The organism is Streptomyces sp. NPDC047515 (assembly GCF_040643055.1).
In the GTDB taxonomy this organism is placed as follows: Bacteria; Actinomycetota; Actinomycetes; order Streptomycetales; family Streptomycetaceae; genus Streptomyces.
In genome coordinates, this window is the sequence record NZ_JBEYTM010000029.1 from 60,923 (window position 1) to 80,085 (window position 19,163).

17 protein-coding genes and 1 pseudogene are annotated in these 19,163 nt (G+C 69.9%); 6 read left to right on the forward strand and 12 right to left on the reverse strand.

The genetic code is table 11. The features are described from left to right. Positions 1 to 4 precede the first annotated feature (4 nt). The gene (locus tag ABZ826_RS23230) at positions 5 to 805 is read right to left on the reverse strand and encodes a crotonase/enoyl-CoA hydratase family protein (RefSeq protein WP_361451354.1); all 801 of its coding nucleotides are present in this window, start codon (positions 803 to 805) and stop codon (positions 5 to 7) included. 166 nt (positions 806 to 971) lie between these two features. Between ABZ826_RS23230 and ABZ826_RS23235 the strand changes: the two genes are divergently transcribed. The 3 genes from ABZ826_RS23235 (at position 972) to ABZ826_RS23245 (ending at position 5,178) form a co-directional block, all read left to right on the forward strand. Continuing rightward, positions 972 to 2,600 carry an acyl-CoA synthetase gene (locus ABZ826_RS23235; RefSeq protein ID WP_361451357.1) on the forward strand — a complete coding sequence of 543 codons (1,629 nt, stop codon included), beginning with the start codon at positions 972 to 974 and terminating at the stop codon, positions 2,598 to 2,600. A 389-nt stretch (positions 2,601 to 2,989) separates the two neighbouring features. Beyond that, complete coding sequence (locus tag ABZ826_RS23240) at positions 2,990 to 4,057, forward strand: right-handed parallel beta-helix repeat-containing protein (RefSeq protein ID WP_361451360.1); 1,068 nt, start codon at positions 2,990 to 2,992, stop codon at positions 4,055 to 4,057. A gap of 35 nt (positions 4,058 to 4,092) precedes the next feature. Beyond that, positions 4,093 to 5,178 (forward strand): methyltransferase, encoded by a 1,086-nt coding sequence (locus tag ABZ826_RS23245; RefSeq protein WP_361451363.1) that lies wholly within the window; start codon positions 4,093 to 4,095, stop codon positions 5,176 to 5,178. A 108-nt stretch (positions 5,179 to 5,286) separates the two neighbouring features. Here the strand turns inward: ABZ826_RS23245 and ABZ826_RS23250 are convergent, their stop codons facing one another. The 7 genes from ABZ826_RS23250 to ABZ826_RS23280 form a co-directional block, all read right to left on the reverse strand. Next, positions 5,287 to 5,619 carry a TcmI family type II polyketide cyclase gene (locus ABZ826_RS23250; RefSeq protein ID WP_361451366.1) on the reverse strand — a complete coding sequence of 111 codons (333 nt, stop codon included), beginning with the start codon at positions 5,617 to 5,619 and terminating at the stop codon, positions 5,287 to 5,289. A gap of 75 nt (positions 5,620 to 5,694) precedes the next feature. Then, positions 5,695 to 6,174, reverse strand: a complete 480-nt coding sequence (locus tag ABZ826_RS23255; RefSeq protein WP_361451369.1) for an SRPBCC family protein — start codon at positions 6,172 to 6,174, stop codon at positions 5,695 to 5,697. Between the two features lies 1 nt (position 6,175). Further along, positions 6,176 to 6,433: an acyl carrier protein gene (locus tag ABZ826_RS23260; protein WP_361451372.1), complete on the reverse strand. Its 258-nt coding sequence runs from the start codon at positions 6,431 to 6,433 to the stop codon at positions 6,176 to 6,178. Between the two features lie 15 nt (positions 6,434 to 6,448). After that, positions 6,449 to 7,699 carry a ketosynthase chain-length factor gene (locus ABZ826_RS23265; protein ID WP_361451375.1) on the reverse strand — a complete coding sequence of 417 codons (1,251 nt, stop codon included), beginning with the start codon at positions 7,697 to 7,699 and terminating at the stop codon, positions 6,449 to 6,451. Then, positions 7,696 to 8,964, reverse strand: a complete 1,269-nt coding sequence (locus ABZ826_RS23270; RefSeq protein ID WP_361451378.1) for a beta-ketoacyl-[acyl-carrier-protein] synthase family protein — start codon at positions 8,962 to 8,964, stop codon at positions 7,696 to 7,698. Before ABZ826_RS23270 ends, ABZ826_RS23265 begins: the two co-directional genes overlap by 4 nt. Beyond that, positions 8,961 to 9,395 carry a cupin domain-containing protein gene (locus tag ABZ826_RS23275; protein WP_361451381.1) on the reverse strand — a complete coding sequence of 145 codons (435 nt, stop codon included), beginning with the start codon at positions 9,393 to 9,395 and terminating at the stop codon, positions 8,961 to 8,963. The genes ABZ826_RS23270 and ABZ826_RS23275 overlap by 4 nt, the downstream gene beginning before the upstream one ends. Positions 9,396 to 9,469: 74 nt before the next feature. Then, positions 9,470 to 10,591 carry a SchA/CurD-like domain-containing protein gene (locus ABZ826_RS23280; protein ID WP_361451384.1) on the reverse strand — a complete coding sequence of 374 codons (1,122 nt, stop codon included), beginning with the start codon at positions 10,589 to 10,591 and terminating at the stop codon, positions 9,470 to 9,472. Positions 10,592 to 10,860: 269 nt separating this feature from the next. Here ABZ826_RS23280 and ABZ826_RS23285 point away from each other — a divergent pair, with 269 nt between their 5' ends. Both ABZ826_RS23285 and paaK read left to right on the forward strand, forming a co-directional pair. Continuing rightward, positions 10,861 to 12,489, forward strand: a complete 1,629-nt coding sequence (locus ABZ826_RS23285) for an FAD-dependent monooxygenase (protein WP_361451444.1) — start codon at positions 10,861 to 10,863, stop codon at positions 12,487 to 12,489. 254 nt (positions 12,490 to 12,743) lie between these two features. Next, positions 12,744 to 14,033 carry a phenylacetate--CoA ligase PaaK gene (gene paaK / locus ABZ826_RS23290; protein ID WP_361451387.1) on the forward strand — a complete coding sequence of 430 codons (1,290 nt, stop codon included), beginning with the start codon at positions 12,744 to 12,746 and terminating at the stop codon, positions 14,031 to 14,033. Between the two features lie 335 nt (positions 14,034 to 14,368). Here paaK and ABZ826_RS23295 read toward each other — a convergent pair whose 3' ends face one another. Continuing rightward, positions 14,369 to 15,868 carry an acyl-CoA synthetase gene (locus ABZ826_RS23295; RefSeq protein WP_361451391.1) on the reverse strand — a complete coding sequence of 500 codons (1,500 nt, stop codon included), beginning with the start codon at positions 15,866 to 15,868 and terminating at the stop codon, positions 14,369 to 14,371. Positions 15,869 to 16,017: 149 nt separating this feature from the next. On the opposite strand from ABZ826_RS23295, the pseudogene ABZ826_RS23300 reads away from it, so the two are divergent. Further along, a pseudogene (locus tag ABZ826_RS23300) lies at positions 16,018 to 17,547 on the forward strand (penicillin acylase family protein); the annotation flags it as partial. A 436-nt stretch (positions 17,548 to 17,983) separates the two neighbouring features. Here the strand turns inward: ABZ826_RS23300 and ABZ826_RS23305 are convergent. The 3 genes from ABZ826_RS23305 to ABZ826_RS23315 are packed head-to-tail and all read right to left on the reverse strand — an operon-like array spanning position 17,984 to position 19,085. Then, entirely contained in the window at positions 17,984 to 18,604 is a 621-nt protein-coding gene (locus ABZ826_RS23305) for a hypothetical protein (RefSeq protein WP_361451394.1), read from the reverse strand. Further along, a complete protein-coding gene (locus ABZ826_RS23310; protein WP_361451397.1) occupies positions 18,601 to 18,927 on the reverse strand; it encodes a helix-turn-helix transcriptional regulator in 327 nt (108 codons plus the stop codon). Before ABZ826_RS23310 ends, ABZ826_RS23305 begins: the two co-directional genes overlap by 4 nt. Continuing rightward, the gene (locus ABZ826_RS23315) at positions 18,924 to 19,085 is read right to left on the reverse strand and encodes a hypothetical protein (RefSeq protein ID WP_361451400.1); all 162 of its coding nucleotides are present in this window, start codon (positions 19,083 to 19,085) and stop codon (positions 18,924 to 18,926) included. The genes ABZ826_RS23310 and ABZ826_RS23315 overlap by 4 nt, the downstream gene beginning before the upstream one ends. Positions 19,086 to 19,163 lie beyond the last annotated feature (78 nt).

Sequence of the window (19,163 nt, forward strand, 5' to 3'; positions counted from 1 at the left end):
TGGCTCAGGCGCGCCGGTAGACGGGCGGGCGCTTCTCGGCGAAGGCGCGGGCGCCTTCCTTGGCGTCGGCGGTGGCGAAGAGCGGCCGGCCGCGCTTCAGTTCGGCGGCGAGACCCTCGGCCTCGGTCATCTCCGCGGTCTCGTACACGGATGCCTTGACGGCTTCGACGGCGAGCGGGCCGCAGGCATTGATCCGCTCGGCGACTTCGAGGGCCTGCTCCAGTGCGGTGCCGTCGGGGACGACCCGTCCGATCAGCCCGATGCCGGCCGCCTCCTCGGCGCTGTACGGACGTCCGGTGAGAAGCATTTCGAGGGCGTGGGTCCGGGGGATCTGACGCGGCAGCCGTACCGTCGACCCCCCGATGGGGAAGAGGCCGCGCCTGACCTCGAAGAGCCCGAAGGTGGCGCTCGCCCCGGCGATGCGGATGTCGGTGCCCTGCAGGATCTCGGTGCCGCCCGCCACGCAGTGGCCCTCGACGGCGGCGATGACCGGCTTGCGCGGTCGGTGGTGGCGCAGCATCGCCTTCCAGTGCAGATCCGGGTCGGCGGTCATCCGGTCGCGGTACTGCTCGCCGTCCATCCCCTTGCCCGCCAGGGCTTTGAGGTCCATGCCCGCGCAGAAGCAGCCGCCCGCGCCGGTGAGGACGACCGAGCGGACGGCGTCGTCCTCGTCGGCCGCCAGCCAGCCGTCGTACAGCCCGACCAGCATCGGCAGCGAGAGGGCGTTCTTCGCCTCCGGCCTGTTCAAGGTGAGCACCAGCGTGGCGCCCTCGCGCCGCACGGTGAGGTGTTCCGTACCACCCATTGTCTGCCTCCCGTCTCAAGACCTAGAACAGGTTGCAGTAGGCGGGGGTCCAGTTCAATAGTTTGCTGACAGCCAGTCAGATTTATTCGATGACCCCCTTCCCACTTGTGCCTCCCGGCGCTCTAATGACCGCCGAGCCAGTCAGCATCCGGGGTCAGGAGGAACGGTGGAGTACAACCTTGCCGACCTGTTCGAGTCGGTCGTCGACGCGGTCCCGGAACGCGAGGCGCTCGTCTACCTCGACCATCCCGGTACGGGTGCGGAGCGCAGGCTGACGTACGCGGAGCTGGACGCGGCCGCCAACCGCCTCGCCCACCATCTGATCGAGGCGGGCATCACCCCGGGCGAGCATCTGGGGCTGCACCTGTACAACGGAGTCGAGTACCTCCAGACGGTGCTCGCCTGCCTCAAGGCACGAATCGTTCCGGTAAACGTCAACTACCGTTACGTGGAGGAGGAGTTGGTCTACCTCTACCGTGACGCGGATCTGACGGCGCTGGTCTTCGACGCCGAGTTCGACGAACGGGTCGCGGCCGCCGCACCCAAGGCCCCGACCCTCCGTCACCTGGTCCGGGTGGGGGCTCCGGTGGCGGGCGCCCGTGGTCCGGACGCGGCGGCGTTCACCGACGCCGAGGCGTCGGGGAGCCCGGAGCGCGGCTTCCCGCCGCGCTCGGCGGACGACCAGTTCATCATCTACACCGGCGGCACCACCGGGATGCCCAAGGGGGTGATGTGGCGCCAGGAGGACCTCTTCTTCTCCGGCCTCGGCGGCGGCGCGCCGACCGGTGAACCGGTGAGGTCCCCGCTGGAACTGGCCGAGCGGGTGGCCGCGGGCGGTGACGGGATCACCTTCTTCCCCACTCCCCCGCTGATGCACGGCACCTCGACGCTCACCGCGTTCATCGGATTCAACTTCGGGCAACGGGTCGTGATCCACCGCAAGTTCGTGCCGGAAGAGGTGCTCCGCACGATCGAGAAGGAGAAGGTCACCAGCGTGTCCCTGGTGGGCGACGCGATGCTGCGGCCGCTGATCGACGCGCTGAAGGGCCCGCTGAAAGGCACCGACTGTTCGTCGATGTTCTCCATCTCCAGCTCGGGTGCGATCATGTCGGACTCGGTGCGTGCCGAGTTCCAGGCGTTGGTGCCGACGGTGATGCTGCTGAACAACTTCGGCTCGTCGGAGTCCGGGTTCAACGGCACGGCGACAGCCGACTCGGGTCCGGAGAACGGGTTCCGGCTCCAGGTCAACTCCCGTACCGCCGTGGTCGATCCGGCGACGTACGAGCCGGTCGCCCCGGGTGAGCAGGGGAGGATCGCCCAGCGCGGCCATGTGCCGCTCGGGTACTACAACGACCCGCGCAAGACCGCGGAGACGTTCTTCCGCCGTGGCGACGAGCGCTGGGTCCTGCTCGGGGACATGGCGACCGTCGACGCGGAGGGCATCGTCACGGTCCTCGGCCGGGGCTCGCAGTGCATCAACACCGGGGGCGAGAAGGTGTATCCCGAGGAGGTCGAGCAGGCGCTGAAAGCCCATCCGGATGTGTACGACGCGCTCGTCGCCGGCGTGCCCGACGAGCGGTGGGGGAACCACGTCGCGGCGGTGGTGCAGCTGAAGGAGGGGGCGGACGAGCCTTCGCTCGACGATGTCCAGGCGCACTGCAGGACCCGTCTGGCCGGCTACAAGATCCCTCGCAGGCTGGTGATCGCCCAGCAGATCCAACGCTCTCCGAGCGGCAAGGCCGACTACCGGTGGGCCCACTCGGTCGTGGCGCCCCGGCGCGGGGACGAGGACTGAGGAACAACCTCGGGGCCGAGGGCACCGGGGCCCGGTCGGCGACCGAGGCGGGAACGGAGGACCGGGTCGGAGGCCCTCGGCCGGGGCCACGAACGGGGTCGGGCGGGGGCGGAGCCCGGACCGGGGGCCGGGTCAGCGGCAGCGGCAGCGGCAGCGGCAGCGGCCGGCTCGGTGGCGGGCGAGACACCCGAACGGCGGTCGGCCCGGTTCACCTGCGGGCCGACCGCCCGGCTCCGGCCCGATCACCCGACTGCGCCGTCGTACGTCCGGGCCGGCCAAGGGACACCGGGCGCCGGGCACCGAGCCCGGCGTAAGCCATTCGGGCACGTGCTGTCTCCAACCGCTCACCCTATGTGGCAACAGGGGGAAAACGCCCATAGCTTCGGTTCATGAGGAAACGACACATCAAGAGCCTCGTCCCGGTCGTGGTCGCCTCGGCCGCGGGACTCGGCGCGGCAATTCCGTCCGCCTCAGCCGCCAACGCCCACGTGGTGCGGCCCGGCCAGTCGATCCAGAAGGCGGTGGACGCCGCGCAGCCGGGTGACACCGTCGTCGTCCTGCCCGGCACGTACCGGGAGAGCGTCCTGGTCAACAAGCCGGGCCTCACCCTGCGCGGCTCCGGCGACCGCACCGTCATCCGGCCCGCCACGAAGAACGCGCCGTCCGCGGACGCGTGCGTGAAGACCGGCAGCGGCATCTGCGTCCTGGGCCGATCGGGCCGGACCGTCGACGGCGTGACCATCGATTCGCTCACCGTCTCCGGATTCAAGAAGAACGGTGTCTGGGCCTCCTGGACGGACAAGCTGTCCGTCCGGCGGGTGGCCTCCGAACACAACGGTGTCTGGGGCATCGCCCAGGAGCGCTCCACCCGCGGCGTGTTCACGGGCAACACCGCCCGCGCCAACGGTGACGCGGGCATCTTCGTCGCGAACACCGTCGACGAGGAGGGCGGTGCCACCGACACGCGCGGCACCGAGCTCCAGGACAACACGCTCACGGACAACCGCATCGGCTTCACCGCCAGGCGCGTCAGGAATCTGTCGGTCCACGACAACACCTTCTCCGGCAACTGCAGCGGTGTGTTCGTCGTGGGCGACGAGGGCAGGCCGCAGGCCGGAGCCATGACGATCCGGGCGAACCAGATCACCGGCAACAACAAGTTCTGCGCCGCCACCAAACGGCTGCCCGCCCTGCAGGGTTCCGGCGTCGTGCTCACCGGAGCCGCGGACACCCAGGTCCGTTCGAACACCATCAGCGGCAACGTGGGCGCCACGCCGCTCTCCGGCGGCGTCGTGCTGTTCAAGAGCTTCGTGGGCACGAAGAACACCGGCAACACCGTCAGCGGCAACGTCGCGCTCGGCAACAAGCCGGCCGACCTGGCCAACGGGGACACCGGCAAGGGCAACACCTTCGTCGCCAACGTCTGCACGAAGTCCACGCCGGCCGGGATGTGCTGACCGGCGCACCCCCGTACGAGGAGAAGCGAACCAGCATGACCACTGTGAGTCCCACCCCCGCACCCACCCCCGCCACCGCCGTCCACGCCGCCGTCCCGCACCCCGTCACACCCCCTCAGCCGGCCATGCAACTGCGCGAGATCGTCTTCGGGGCGGCGCGCGCCGCCGCCGTGCGCGCCGCGGCCCGGCTGGGGGTCGCCGACGCGCTGGGTGAGACGCCCGCGTCCGCACAGGAACTCGCGGCGCTGGTGAAGACCGAGCCGGTGCCGTTGCGCAGGCTGCTCCGCGCCCTGTCCTGCTACGGGATCTTCACCGAGACCCCGGACGGGTACTTCGCCCACACCGAGATGTCCCGTCTGCTGCGCGAGGACGACCCGAACAGCCTGCGCTACATCTCGCTGTGGTGCACCGAGCCCTGGACCTGGGAGGTCTGGCCGCATCTCGACAACGCGGTGCGCACCGGCAGGAGCGTCTTCTCGGACGTGCACGGCAAGGGGTTCTTCGACTACCTCCATCAGGACGCCCACGAGTCGGCCCAGGTCTTCAACCGGGCCATGACCACCTCCAGCATGCAGTCCGCGCTGGACGTCGCCGAACTCCTCGACCTCACCGGGGTGTCCACGGTCGCCGACATCGGCGGCGGCCAGGGGCATGTACTGGCGAGCCTGCTGGAGAAGCACCCGTCGCTGCACGGCACCCTGATGGACCTGCCGGGTGTGGTGGCGCGTGCCGATGCCCGGCTGCGGGACGAGGGGCCGCTCGTCGGCCGGACTCGCATCGTGGCCGGGGACTGCCGCGAGGCCATCCCGGTCGCGGCCGATCTCTACATCATCAAGAACATCCTGGAGTGGGACGACGACAGCACCCGCAGGACACTGCGCAATGTCGTCGCCGCGGCCCGTCCGGGAGCCAGGGTCGTCGTCATCGAGAACCTCGTCGACGACACCCCCTCGATGCGGTTCACCACCGCGATGGACCTGCTGCTCCTCCTCAATGTCGGCGGAGCGAAGCACACCAGGGAGAGCCTGGTCGGCCGGATCTCGGATGCCGGCCTGCTGATCGGCAGGGTCGTTCCGGTCAACCCCTACCTCCACGCCTTCGAATGCGTGGTCCCCGACTGATTCCCCCGCCCGGGTCGTCCTCCCTGGGAGCAACGGAAATTGCCCGGGAACGACGGAAATCGCCCCGGGTCCGGCCGAGAGGCCGGACCCGGGGCGATTTCCGTCGCCTCAGGCGGTGGAACCGCGTTCCCAGTGGTAGAACTCCTGCGCCATGGCGTCCTTGGGCCCGCGCCAGGTCTGCGGGTCGTACGCGCTGACATAGGCGGTGAGCTTCTCGCTGATGTCCTTGAACGCCGGATGCTCGGTCACCTTGGCGATCTCGGGGCCCGGCGGGCGCTCCGATTCGATCAGGTGCAGATAGACGTCGCCGAACTGGAAGAGCTTGCGCCTGGTGACACCGACGAGGTGCGGCAGTTCACTGCTGTCGGACTCGGCGAACAGATCGGCGATGTCCGGCGCGGAACCCGGCGCCATCCGGGCGACGATCAGAGCGTGGTGCATCGTGGGATGCCTTTCTGGTTCCGGCCCGGCACCCGGCCGATCTGCCGGGTGCCGGGCCGCGGGGCGGACAGCGGGTCAGCGGGCCGAGACCGAGGCGGTACGGCGCTCCCGGGCACGCTGTTCGATCTTGTCCCGGATGAGTTCCATCTGGACCTTGGAGTTGCGGTTGATGTTGTCGGTCATCCACGCGTCGTCGACGGGTGCGTCGGGCCGCATCGCGAAGTCCTGCGTCCAACGCATCTTCGTACCGCCGGGTACCTCCGAGTACTCCCACCGGATGTCCATGTGCTGGAACGGGCCCGGCTCGACACGGCGGGCCTGGACCATGCGGCCGGCCCGGTCGACGGTCCGCTCGGAGACCCAGCTCCAGACCTTGTCGTTCTCGTCGGGGTGCATCGTCAGGCGGAACTTCGTCCTGTCGCCGTCCCGTTCGATCACCTCGACCGAGGCGTACTCGCTGAACAGCCGCGGCCAGTTCTCGAGATCGTTCGTCACGTCCCAGACGAGGTCCAGGGGGGCGGCGATGGTGATCTCGTTCTCGGTGTGTCCGGACACGTCAGGCTCCTTGCATGAGGGTGTTGTTGACGAGGTCGAGAAATTCCTGCGGGGTCTTGCAGCGGTCGGCGTCGGTCGGCAACGCCCGGCCGTGCCGGTTCTCCAGCACGCCCACGATGCCGAGGAGACCCAGCGAGTCGAGGCCGAACTCATCGAAGGCGGACCCGGGGCGCTTCTCCATGTCGCGCGGGTCCACGGTGAGTCCGGCGCCCTTCTTCATCAGGACGGCCAGTTCCGCGTAGGTAAGTCGTTCGGTCATGAGGACTTCTCCTTCTCACGATTGGGTGTCGGTGGAGCGCCGCAGTACCATCGCCGCGTTCGAGCCCATGAGCCCGCGGCTGAGCACCAGCGCCGTCCGGAGTTCGGCGGGCCGCGCACTGCCGGTGACGACGTCGAGGTCGTGGCATACCTCGAACACGTTCGGCGTGGGCGGTATCAGCGCGTTCTCCATGGAGAGCACGGCGGCGGCGGCGTCCAGCACCGGCGCCCCGCAGTACGCGCGCCCGATGCCCGTCTTGGGCGCCGTCACCGGTACCCGCCGGCCGTGCGCACCGAGCGCGTCGGCGATCGCGAGTGCTTCGGCACGGTCGGCCGCCGGCACGCCGAGGGCGTCCGCGAAGACGACGTCGATCTCGTCCGGCGCGCAGTCGGCCTCCCGCAAGGCGCCGATGATCGCCTGGGCGAGCCCCTCCCGGGACTCCTCCCACCGGGACGCTCCGGTGAACGTGGCGGCATGCCCGGCGAGTTCGGCCCGGACCCGTGCGCCGCGCCGGCGCGCCGACTGCTCCTCCTCGACGACCAGCATGGCGCCGCCCTCGGCCGGTACGAAACCGCAGGCGTCCGAGGTGAACGGTCTGTACGCGCGGGCGGGGTCGTCGCTGCAGCTCAGGTCCTCGTACCCGAGCTGGCAGACGACCGAGTAGGGCGCCAGCGGTGCCTCGGCCGCGCCGACCACCACCGCTTCGGTGCCCCGGCGGATCGACCGGGCGGCATGCGCCAGCGCGTCCAGACCGCCGGCCTCGTCGCTGGCCACGACCGCGCACGGCCCCTTGAAGCCGCCGCGGATCGAGATCTGGCCGGTGCTGGCGGCATAGAACCAGGCGATGGACTGGTACGGGCCCACGTAGGTGGATCCCTGCCCCCACAGCCGCTGGAGTTCACGCTGCCCGAACTCGCCGCCGCCGGACCCGGCCGCGGTCACCACGCCGACGTCGTACGGCGCGCCCTCGTAGTCGGCACGGCCCAGCCGGGCGTCGTCCAGGGCGATGTCCGCGGCGGCCATCGCGAAGTGCGTGAACCGGTCGGTCTGGACGACGAACCGCTCCTCGATCAGCTCGACCGCCTCGAAGCCGCGCACCTCACCCGCGACCCGCAGCGGCAGATGTTCGCACCCCTCGCGGGTGACCCGGTCGAGGGCGCTGAACCCTTCGTGCGTCCTCTTCCAGAAGGCCTCGGTGTTGGTGCCGTTGGGAGCGACGACACCGATGCCGGTGACGACGGTGCGCCGGGCTTTTCGGGTTCTCATGGTGTCCTCCCACCTGTTCGGGTCAGGGCCACCGCGGACTGGAAGCCACCGAAGCCGCTGCCGACCGACAGGACGCTGCGCAGCTTCAGGGGGCGCGCGGTGCGCGGCACGTAGTCGAGGTCGCACTCCGGGTCCGGGCTCTCGTAGTTCGCCGTCGGCGGCACCGTCTGGTGGACCAGCGCGAGTACGCAGGCGGCGATCTCTATGGCCCCGATCGCCCCCAGCGAGTGGCCGACCATCGACTTGATCGAACTCATCGGTACGTCATGGGCGTGCGCGCCCAGCGCCCTCTTCACGGCGGCCGTCTCGTGCCGGTCGTTCTGCTTGGTGCCTGAACCGTGCGCGTTGACGTAGTCGATCTGCGAGCCGTCCATCCGGGCGTGGTCGAGGGCTCGGTTGATCGCCTCGGCCATCTCCAGTCCTTCGGGGGTCAGCCCGGTCATGTGGTAGGCGTTTCCGAAGGTGGCGTAGCCCGAGATCTCGCAGTACACGGTCGCGCCGCGGGCGCGGGCGTGCTCCAGTTCCTCCAGGACGAGCACCGCTCCGCCCTCACCCATGACGAAGCCGTCGCGGCGGGCGTCGAACGGCCGGGAGGCGTGCTCCGGGTCGTCGTTGTTCGCCGAGGTGGCCTTGATCGCGTCGAAGCAGGCCACCGTGATCGGGGTGATCGGTGAGTCGGACGCCCCGGCGACACAGACGTCGACGCGGCCTTCCTCGATGGAGTGGAAGGCGTAGCCGATCGCGTCGAGACCGGAGGTGCAGCCCGTGGAAACGGTCTGCACCGGGCCGTGCGCGCCGACCTGTTCGGCCACCGCCGAGGCGAGGGAGCTGGGTGAGAAGGCCCGTTCCAGATGCGGGCCGGCCGGCCGGTGGTCGACGTCCCATCGGGCACCACGGCCGCTGACGGCGACGTAGTCGTGCTCCAGCCGGGTGGTGCCGCCGACCGCGGTGCCCAGCGACACCCCCATCCGCCAGGGGTCCACCTTCTCCGGGTCGAGGCCCGCGTCACCGAGGGCCTCCCTGGCGGCCACCATCGCGAACTGGACGTACCGGTCCGACCTGGCGATCTGGTCCGCGTCCAGTCCGTGCGCCGCCGGGTCGAAGTCGCACTCGGCGGCGATGCGGGAGCGGAAGCCGGCCGGGTCGAAGAGCGTGATGCCCCTGGTCGCGGTGCGTCCGTTCGCGAGGAGGTCCCAGAAGGCCGGCACGCCGATACCGCCGGGGGCCACGACACCCACGCCGGTGACCCCCACGCGGCGCGTCATGAGGCGGCCTCCGTTCGTTCCGGCGGCGCGACGCGCTCGGCGGACTCCGTGTGCTCCGTGTCGACGTGGCCGAGTTCGGGGCGCGGGGCGAGCGGGCCGAGGTGGAAGACCATGCGTGCCTCGACGTCGCCGACGTTCCGGAATCGGTGGCGTACATGGGGAGGGATCAGCAGGCCCTGGTCGGGCCGCATCCGGTGCGGTTCACCGTCGAGATCCACCTCCAGGAGACCGTCCACGACGTACACGAACTCCTCGGAGTACGGGTGGTAGTGCTCGCCGATGCGGTCACCGGGCTGGACGATGGCCAGCCCCATGAAGCCGCTGGTGGCTCCCACCGCGGTCGGCGTGAGCATGGCGCGAAGGTCGCCTCCGCGCCTGCGGTTGGGCTGCGTCTCACTGAGGTCCACGATGCGTGGCCGGTGCGTGGTCATGACTGCTTTCCTCCTGGCACATTGCGCGTTGTATTGACGGGTTGAGCGAGAACCCCCCAGGGCGGATGCGCGGTTCAGGACTCCATGGCCCGCCGATCGGTGATCAGGGTCATCTCGGACTGCGCGAGGAAGTGCGAGATCCCCTGGTCGTTCGTGGGCACGGCGTTCGCATCGCCGTCGAGGAGACGTCCGAGTCTGGCCACCTTGCCCGGGCCGTCGATGCCGGCCGCCTGAGCGGGCTGCGCGTCGATCGGTTCGGCCGCTTCGAGGAGGCGGACGACGACGTCGTCGCGCTGGAAGATGGTGCTGCTGTCGATGATGCTCGCCGGGTCGTCGGCCGCCTCCTCGTCGTGGCCTGCGAGGAGCCGGGCGAGTGCCATGCCGCAGCCCTCCTTGGCCTGGTAGAAGAGCGCGTGACGGCGGACGTCCTCGGCCTTGTGGCGACCCGCGGTCACGTGGTGGACCGTCGGGAGGGCCGCTCGGGTGAAGAACATCCGGGCGGAGTCCGGGTCGCTGAGGTCCCGGTCCTGCTCCAGATACGGGTTGATGGCCTCTTCGACGGCCCTGACCTCGGGCTGCCGGGCGACGTGGCGGAGGGCCGCGAGAAGGTCGCCCTCCACCTCGACCGCCCGCACGACGCGGTTTCCGTGCATGAAGAGCGAGGTGCGGCGCAAATGGGTGTCTTCATCGACACGTGCGTTCGGGGACTCGTAGTCGGCCAGGATCTTCGCCACGATGTCCTCGGTGCCGGGCTTGACGGTGAAGGTGAGCGCATGGCGCACCACTCCGTCGCCCAGTCGGGGTGACGCCTGCAACCTGCCTTTGATCGCCTCCGGTGCCAGCTCGAACGCCTTCCCGGTCTCCCGCAGGACGCTGAAGCGCAGCGAACGCGTGTCACGCACGCAGCTGTGCAACGGCTGAACCGTCGCAACGTGCTCCTCGCTGTTCACCCAGGCGAGGAACGGCGGCGCGCTCTCCCATTCGCTGGTGATCAGCCATTGGGAGGGGTTCTCGATGGACTGGCACAGCTGGTCGCTGATGTGCCCGGGGACGGATGCCACCTGATTGCGCAGGTGTTCATACGCCTCCAGGAACTGCTTCTGGGCTCCGTCGTACAGGTCCAGCAGCAGCACGACCCGCAGCCTGGAACCGTCGAAGGCGGACTGGGAGATCCGTTCCGAGAGGGTGGTGGTCATCTTTCGGTCTCCTTCGAGACGGTGTCGTGGACAGGCCGGATGGCGTGCCGTCAACCGTCGGTTGGCGAGTGGATGCGGAGCGGGGACTCTCCCGGCGGATGCGAGCGGTCCGCCCCCGCTTACCGCGCGCATCGTCTCCGTGACCGATCGTGAAACGCTGGTCCGGGTGGCGCGAGATTTATGAACCGTTCAGGTGAGCGACCGTCCGAACCTCTCCGAACAAGGGCATGGAACAAAGCATCCGAACGGCGTCCGAGCTGGAGCAACTGATGAACGAGAACGTCGACATCCGCGTGCCGGTCCTCATCGTGGGCGGCTCCCTGGTGGGCCTGTCCGCCTCACTCTTCCTCGGTCGGCTCGGTATCGAGCACCTGCTGGTCGAGAAGCACCGGTCCACCTCGACGCATCCTCGCGGACGCGGCAACAACGTGCGCACGATGGAGTTGTTCCGTACGGCGGGCGCCGAGCCGGGCATCCGGGAGGCGGCCTCGGTCCTTGCCGACAACCACGGCATTCTGCAAGCCGGTTCGCTCACCGGGGACGATCAGGAGTGGTTGTTCAAAGAGATCGACCCGGGGGGCGGACTGGCCCGTTTCAGCCCGGCCGGCTGGTGCCTGTGCAGCCAGAACGATCTCGAACCCGTGCTGGTGAGGCTTGCCCGCGAACAGGGCGGTGACCTGCGTTTCTCCACCGAGATGCAGAGTTTCGACCAGGACGGTTCGGGGGTGGACGCGGCGCTGAAGAACCGGGAGACCGGAGAGCACATCAGCGTACGTGCGGACTACCTCGTCGCGGCCGACGGGCCGCGCAGCCCCATTCGTGAGCAGTTGCGCATCGGCCGGACGGGTCCCGGCGATCTGTTCCACAATGTGAGCATCACTTTCCGCTCCCGGCAGCTCGCCGATGTGCTGGGTGACCGGCGCTTCATCGTCTGCTATCTGACCAACCCCGCTGCGGACGGCGCCCTGTTGCCGGTGGACAACAAGAAAGAGTGGGTCTTCCACGCGCCGTGGCAGCCCCAACTGGGCGAGACCCTGGAGGACTTCACCGACGAACGGTGTGCCGAGCACATCCGTACGGCGGTCGGCGCACCCGACATCGACGTCGAGATCACCGGAAGGGCGCCGTGGCACGCCGCGGAGCGGGTCGCGCAACGGTACGCGTCCGGCAGGGTCTTCCTCGCCGGGGACTCAGCCCATGAGATGTCCCCCACCGGGGCGTTCGGCTCCAACACCGGCATTCAGGACGCCCACAACCTGGCCTGGAAGCTCGCCGCCGTCCTGAAGGGTGAGGCGGGCCCGGGGCTGCTGGACACCTATGAGGCGGAGCGGCTGCCGGTGGCGCGGGCGACGAGCGCACGGGCCTCGGCGCGTTCCAGCGAGCACAGCCACCCGGGATACGCCGCGGCGCCGGGCGTGGGCGGCGGAAGGCAGGGCGGCATGCTCACCGTGGCCCTGGGCTACCGCTATGTCCGCGGCGCCGTGCTCGGAGCCGACCCGGAACAGCCGGTGGTGCCGCCGCGCATGCAGCTGAACGGCGAACCCGGCAGCCGCGCACCGCATCTGTGGGTTCGTCAGGCCGGGGAGCGCAAGTCCACTCTCGATCTGTACGAGCAGACCCTCGTGCTGCTCACCGACGGCGCGGACGTGGTGTGGCGACGGGCGGCGGCGCGGGTCGCCGACCGGCTGTCGGTGCGGCTCCGGACGTACGGCATCGGCTCGGGCGCCGATCTGGAGCCGGAGAACGGGGCCGACTGGGCGGAACTCCACGGCACGACATCCGAAGGTGCCGTCCTGGTGCGTCCCGACGGCTTCGTGGCCTGGCGGTCGACGGGGGCTGCGGCCGATGCCGAGGCCACACTCCAGGAGGTCCTGACCTCGCTGCTGCACCGCCCCTGACCGCCCGGCCGTGCGAGCCGGGCGGTCCCGGGCGATCCGGCCGGCAAGCCCGTCGGCACGGGGGTGGATCCCCGTCGCACCACCCCGTGAGGACGAGGGCGCGGTCGTATGCGGCACGGCCGATCAGGACCGCTGGACGCCGCTTGATCAAATGGGTGCGTCACCCCTCTTGCCATCGGGCGGAACATCCTGAATTACTGCTTCCGAACGATCGACCGAATGATCGGTCGCCTGCTCGGAAGAGGGAGATCCGGATGACGCCTCTGCTGGACGACGCGGAACGAATGGGCCGGGACGAGCTGGAGGCGCTCCAGCTGGAGCGGTTGCGGTCGACCCTGCGCCATGCGTACGAGAACGTCGCCCACTACCGGGCCGCGTTCGACCGGGCCGGGGTGCGTCCGGACGGCTGCCGAGCACTCGCCGACCTTGCCCGTTTCCCCTTCACGACCAAGGCGGACCTGCGGGACAACTACCCCTTCGGCATGTTCGCCGTCCCCGAGGAGCGCGTCCGGCGGATCCATGCGTCCAGCGGGACGACGGGCCGTCCGACCGTCGTCGGGTACACCCAGCGTGATCTCGACACCTGGGCGGACGTGGTCGCCCGCTCGATCCGGGCCGCCGGCGGCCGTCCGGGGCAGAAGGTCCATGTGGCCTACGGATACGGCTTGTTCACCGGAGGCCTCGGCGCCCACTACGGAGCGGAACGGCTCGGCTGCACGGTCATCCCCGCCTCCGGCGGCATGACGTCCCGCCAGGTCCAGCTGATCCAGGACTTCCGGCCCGAGATCATCATGGTGACGCCGTCCTACATGCTGACGCTCCTCGACGAGTTCGAGCGGCAGGGCGTCGATCCTCGGACGACCTCCCTGAAGGTCGGGATCTTCGGTGCCGAGCCGTGGACGGAGGGGATGCGGCGCGAGATCGAGGAGCGGTTCGCGATCGACGCGGTCGACATCTACGGCCTGTCGGAGGTGATGGGACCCGGGGTGGCCCAGGAGTGCGTGGAGACCAAGGACGGGCTGCACATCTGGGAGGACCACTTCTACCCGGAGGTCGTCGATCCGTTCACCGGCGAGGTGCTGCCCGAGGGCGAGGAGGGCGAGCTGGTCTTCACCTCGCTCACCAAGGAGGCCATGCCGGTGATCCGTTACCGCACGAGGGACCTGACGCGACTGCTGCCGGGCACGGCCCGGGTGTTCCGACGAATGGAGAAGATCACCGGGCGCAGCGACGACCTGGTGATCCTGCGCGGGGTGAACCTCTTCCCGACCCAGATCGAGGAGATCGTGCTGCGCACACCGGGCGTGGCACCGCACTTCCAGCTGCGGCTGACCCGTGAGGGCCGACTCGACGCGCTGACGGTACGGGCCGAGGCCCGCGCGGGGGCCACGCCCGAGCAGCGGACGGCCGCCGCGGAGTCGATCACGGCGGCCGTCAAGGACGGGATCGGGGTGTCGGTCGGCGTCGAGATCGTCGATCCCGGGACGCTGGAGAGGTCGGTGGGCAAGTTCAAGCGAATCGTGGACGAGCGCGGCCGGAATTAGAGGAGCTCACACCATGGGAGTCCGATCAGCTCGCGGCGTCTGGTACGTGCGATCGCCAGGCGCTGGAAGGCCCTCGGACGGGGTCTCCCCTGCTCGGACGAAGCTGAGAGCTTGGGGAAGGAGCTACCAGGACATTTCGGCAACGCAGCGAGCGTGCGTGCCAGGCGTGGCGAGCCGGGCACCCATGGTGTGAGCTCCTCCAATGCCTCCGTCCGGGGAGGCCGCCCGCTCCGATCGTGAGCTCACCGCACGCCCTGGGCAGCCCACCGGCGCCTGTGCGCGGGCGCGGCGATCCTGAGCCCTTCGCGCGCCCCGCAGGACAGCCGCCGGGTCCCTCAGGCGAAGCGCTCGCGCAGTTCCCGTTTGAGGATCTTGCCGCTCGCATTGCGCGGCAGTTCGTCCACGAAGAGAACCCTTTTCGGGGCCTTGAAGTGGGCGAGCCGCTCGCGGGCGTGGCCGATGAGTTCGCCCTCCGTCACTTCCCCGCGCGGGACGACCACGGCGGTGACGGCCTCGATCCAGCGGTCGTCAGGCAGCCCGACGACGGCGGCCTCGGCGACGGCGGGGTGGGTGTAGAGGGCGTCCTCGACCTGTCGGGAGGCGACCAGGACACCGCCGGAGTTGATGACGTCCTTGACCCGGTCGACCACGGTGAAGAAGCCCTCCGCGTCGCGCACGGCGAGGTCGCCCGAGTGGAACCAGCCGTCACGGAAGGCCTCCGCGGTCTCCTCGGGCTTGTCCCAGTAGCCGGCGCACAACTGGGGCGAGCGGTAGACCACTTCACCGGCCGTGCCGTCGGGGACCTCCTTGCCGTCCTCGTCCACGACCCTGGCCTCGACGAACAGGACGGGCCGGCCGCAGGAGTCCATCCGGCCCTCGTGCTCGTCCGGTCCGAGGACGGTGGCGAGCGGGCCGATCTCGCTCTGCCCGAAGCAGTTGTAGAAGCCGAGCGCGGGCAGCCGTTCGCGGAGCCGTTCCAGTACGGGCACCGGCATGATCGACGCGCCGTAGTACGCCTTGCGCAGACCGCCGAGTTCCCGCGTGGTGAAGCCGGGGTGCCGGGAGACGCCGATCCAGACGGTCGGCGGGGCGAAGACGCTGTCGGCCTGCCCCGTCTCGACGAGGTCGAAGATCCGGTCCACATCGGGGGCGTCGAGGATGATGTTTGTCGCCCCGACCGCCAGACAGGGCAGCAGGAAGACATGCATCTGCGCGGAGTGGTAGAGCGGCAGCGAGTGCACCGGCCGGTCGGTGGCGCGCAGATCGAGCGCGGTGATGGCGCTGACGTACTCGTGGACGAGTGCGCCGTGGGTCATCATCGCGCCCTTGGGGAGTGCGGTGGTGCCCGAGGTGTAGAGCAGTTGGACGAGGTCCCCCGCGGCCGGCGCGTGTTCCGGGGTGAAGGGGCGCGGGGCGGCGACGGCGTCGAGGAGGGAGTCCGGTGCGTCGCGCAGCGGGCGTACGGAGAACGGGCCCGGAATCCGGTCGGCGAGGTCCGGGTCGGTGAGGACGAGAGCGCTGCCGGACTGTTCGAGGATGTATGTGAGGTCGTCGCCGGTCAGGTTCTGGTTGACCGGCACATGGACCAGTCCCGCGCGGGCACAGGCGAGGTAACCGATCAGATACGCGTCGGAGTTGTGCGCGTAGGAGGCGACCCGGTCGCCGGGGCGCAGCCCGTGCTCGCCGGTGAGGACCGCGGCGGCGGTGCTGACGGCCGTGTCCAGCTCCGCGTACGTCCAGGACCTCTCCGCGTACCGCAGGGCGGTGCGCCCGGGGGTGCGGCGGGCGCTGCGGGCCACGACGCCGTCGACTGTGCTGCTCCGTACACCTGTCATGGCGTGATCCTGTGCGGCCTGAACCCGGCGGTCAAGGGTCGGATGCCGACCAGGTTGTTGACAGGGGTGCGGGCGTGCTGGCTGAGTGACGCGTGGTGACTCGAACTTTCGGGCAACCACCTTATCCGTGCGTACAGTTGGGAGGACCGTTGCACCTCCGTAACCGTCTCAGACTTCTTGCGATATCCGGACTCGCGCTGTTCACCGTGTCCGCTTCGTTGCCGCCCGCCCCGGCCGACGGCTCGCGCACGCACCGTCCGTCGGGCGGTGGGCTGTCCGCCGTGATCCGGTACACCGAGTACGGCATCCCGCACATCGTGGCGAAGGACTACGCGAACCTGGGCTTCGGCAATGGCTGGGCCCAGGCGGCGGACCAGGTGTGCACGCTCGCCGACGGCTTCGTGACCCTGCGCGGTGAGCGGTCCCGATACTTCGGTCCGCAGGCGGCACCGGACGGTTCGCTCTCGTCCGCGACGAAGAACCTCTCCAGCGATCTCTACTTCCAAGGGGTCCGTGGCAGTCACACCGTGGAGAAGCTCCTGGCTCTGCCCGCACCGACGGGGCAGAGCCACGACGTCAAGGAGCTGGAGCGTGGCTGGGCGGCCGGGTACAACGCGTGGCTGGCGCAGAACCGCATCACCGATCCGGCCTGCCGGGGCGCCGACTGGGTGCGGCCGGTGACGGCGCTGGATGTCGCGACGCGTGGCTTCGCGCTCTCCGTGCTCGGCGGTCAGGGCCGCGGCATCGACGGCATCACGGCCGCCGAGCCGCCCACGGGGGCATCGGATGCATCCGGCGTTCCGTCGCCGGGCGACGCGGCGGACGCGGCGCGACGGCTGCTGTCGACGCAGAACGCGGACATGGGATCCAACGCGGTCGCCTTCCGCGGCAGTACGACGGCGAACGGGCGCGGTCTGCTGCTCGGCAATCCGCACTACCCGTGGCAGGGCGGCCGACGGTTCTGGCAGTCGCAGCAGACGATCCCCGGCGAGCTGAACGTGGCGGGCGGTTCGCTGCTCGGCTCGCCGACGGTGTCGATCGGCCACAACGCGGACATCGCGTGGAGCCACACCGTGGCCACGGGCGTCACACTCAACCTCCATCAGCTCACCCTCGACCCGGCGGATCCGACCGCATATCTGGTGGACGGCAGGCCCGAGCGCATGACGAAGCGCACGGTGTCGGTGGCGGTGAAGGACGGCGGTTTCGTGACCCGCCCCCAGTGGTGGACCCGGTACGGTCCCGTCGTCACCTCGCTCGGTGCCGGGCTGCCGCTGCCGTGGACGGCGACGACCTCGTACGCCCTCAACGACCCCAACGCCTCGAATCTGCGTTCATCGGACACCTCTCTCGGATTCAGCAGGGCGCGCGGCACCGGAGACATCCAGGCCGCGCTGCGTCGCACCCAGGGGCTGCCGTGGGTGAACACCATCGCCGCCGATGCGTCCGGGCATTCCTTCTTCTCGCAGTCACAGGTGCTGCCCAGGATCACGGACGAACTCGCGGCACGCTGCTCGACCCCGCTGGGCAGGGCGACCTATCCGTCCTCCGGGCTCGCCGTGCTCGACGGTTCAAGGAGCGACTGCGCGCCGGGATCGGACCCCGACGCGGTGCAGCCGGGCATCTTCGGGCCGGACCGGATGCCCACCGTCAAGGACGCCCCGTACGTGGAGAACTCCAAGACCATGATCAAGGCGTGATTAGTGCGCGCCGCTGACCTGCCGAGAGAAACCCCGTCCCACCAGGGGCTCGCGATGCTTCACAAACCTCCCCCTGGGTGCAGACACGCCACGGCCCTGACCAGAAGGATTGGTGCCAGGGCCGGAGCATGTCCGGTATAGGCCGCGCGCTCCACGAGGACCTGCAGTCGCTCGCCTACGCGGCTGGAACTCTCGGCCCGTTCACACCGGGGTGCGCGCCCCAAGCAGGGAGCCAATTGCCGAAGGTGTTGGCCCGACGGCATTGCGGGCTCACCGTCGTGCGCGTTGCGTGCGATTCGCTTGAGCTGCCCGCACCGGCCGCAGGGCCGTCGTGGGCGACGGTGGCGGTTGTAGCAGAGGTGGCAGACCGCGCCGGCGTCGTCGACCAGCGCCGCGACCGCAGTCTTGCCACAGGTCACACAGGTGTGCGTAGGGCGCTTCCAGCACCGGATGCACAGGCCACGGCCGTCGTCTCGGCGGACGACCGGGTTCTGGAAAGTTCGCCGCACTCGGCGCATTCCTCCAGGCGGGCAGGGTCCTTGTGGTAGCAGGCCGAGCAGATGCCGCCCTCGGGGCGACGGGCGGAGATCCGCATGCCGTCGCGGTGGCAGCGCGCGCAGGTGGCGCGGCGGCTATTGGCGTCGCAGCTTGCGCAGAGTCGTCCCTCAGGCCGTAGCTGGCGAAGGTCGGCCCGCACCGTTCCGCAGTGCGCGCAGCCGGGGCGGACCCCCAAGTGGCCGCCCTCGTGCAGCACCTGGGTCAGCCGCAGCAAGACCGGCGGGCAGAGCGAACTCCCGGAGGTCAGGGCCTGGGGGTGGTTCGCCAGATGCTTGGCGAGCTCTTCCAGGAAGCGGGCCGCTCCGCGCACGGGGATCGGCACCGCGACCACCAGTGCGGCCACGGCCTCCTCGGCATCGAGGCCGGGCAGGGCCGCGGTGAGGTGGGTGGTGACAGCGGAGGTGGCGGCTTCGAGCCGCGCGGCCTGGGCGGCGAGGCGGGCGACGACTGACGGCGCGGTCGGTGAGGGCGCGGTCACAGGCCCTCCGGGCGCCGGATGGAGGTCCGGCGCACGGCCGGAAGCGGTCCGGGCGTCTCGCCGCCGGCCGTCTTGCGGACTTCCTCGTTGACGACCTGGACCTCGATCAGGTCGTTCGGCTGGCAGGCGAGGATGTCGCACAGGGCCGCCAGGACGTCCATCGACAGCCGCTGCGGGGGCTGGGTGGCCAGCCGGAAGACCTGCTCGCGGGAGAGGGTGATGCCCCGCTCGGCCAGCAGCGGCACCAGGTCGGTGGTCTGGAACATCTCCCGGTCAGCCATGAGTTTGCGCAGGTTCCAGCGGTAGCCCATCTTCTTGATCACTTGGGGTCCGCCCAAATGCCGGGGTAGCGATGGGTCAACTTCCGCTGCAGCAGCCGGTTGCGGTACTCGTCCGAGACGCCGGTGTAGATGGCCGTGGTGCTGGCGTAGCCGTGTCCAGCCTGCGGATCCGCCCAGGCCTCGATCGCAAGGCAATGCAAGGGCGAGGAGAGGCCACCTCTTCGGCGGCGGGGCGCATTACGCCAGTCGGTGGAGGCCCGTGATCGCTCGGGCAAATC

Coding starts and splice junctions, on each gene's coding strand:
- ABZ826_RS23230 (WP_361451354.1), bottom strand. CDS start 805: ATGGGTGGTACGGAACACCTCACCGTGCGGCGCGAGGGCGCCACGCTG.
- ABZ826_RS23240 (WP_361451360.1), top strand. CDS start 2,990: ATGAGGAAACGACACATCAAGAGCCTCGTCCCGGTCGTGGTCGCCTCG.
- ABZ826_RS23245 (WP_361451363.1), top strand. CDS start 4,093: ATGACCACTGTGAGTCCCACCCCCGCACCCACCCCCGCCACCGCCGTC.
- ABZ826_RS23250 (WP_361451366.1), bottom strand. CDS start 5,619: ATGCACCACGCTCTGATCGTCGCCCGGATGGCGCCGGGTTCCGCGCCG.
- ABZ826_RS23260 (WP_361451372.1), bottom strand. CDS start 6,433: ATGACCGAACGACTTACCTACGCGGAACTGGCCGTCCTGATGAAGAAG.
- ABZ826_RS23265 (WP_361451375.1), bottom strand. CDS start 7,699: ATGAGAACCCGAAAAGCCCGGCGCACCGTCGTCACCGGCATCGGTGTC.
- ABZ826_RS23270 (WP_361451378.1), bottom strand. CDS start 8,964: ATGACGCGCCGCGTGGGGGTCACCGGCGTGGGTGTCGTGGCCCCCGGC.
- ABZ826_RS23275 (WP_361451381.1), bottom strand. CDS start 9,395: ATGACCACGCACCGGCCACGCATCGTGGACCTCAGTGAGACGCAGCCC.
- ABZ826_RS23280 (WP_361451384.1), bottom strand. CDS start 10,591: ATGACCACCACCCTCTCGGAACGGATCTCCCAGTCCGCCTTCGACGGT.
- ABZ826_RS23285 (WP_361451444.1), top strand. CDS start 10,861: ATGAACGAGAACGTCGACATCCGCGTGCCGGTCCTCATCGTGGGCGGC.
- paaK (WP_361451387.1), top strand. CDS start 12,744: ATGACGCCTCTGCTGGACGACGCGGAACGAATGGGCCGGGACGAGCTG.
- ABZ826_RS23295 (WP_361451391.1), bottom strand. CDS start 15,868: ATGACAGGTGTACGGAGCAGCACAGTCGACGGCGTCGTGGCCCGCAGC.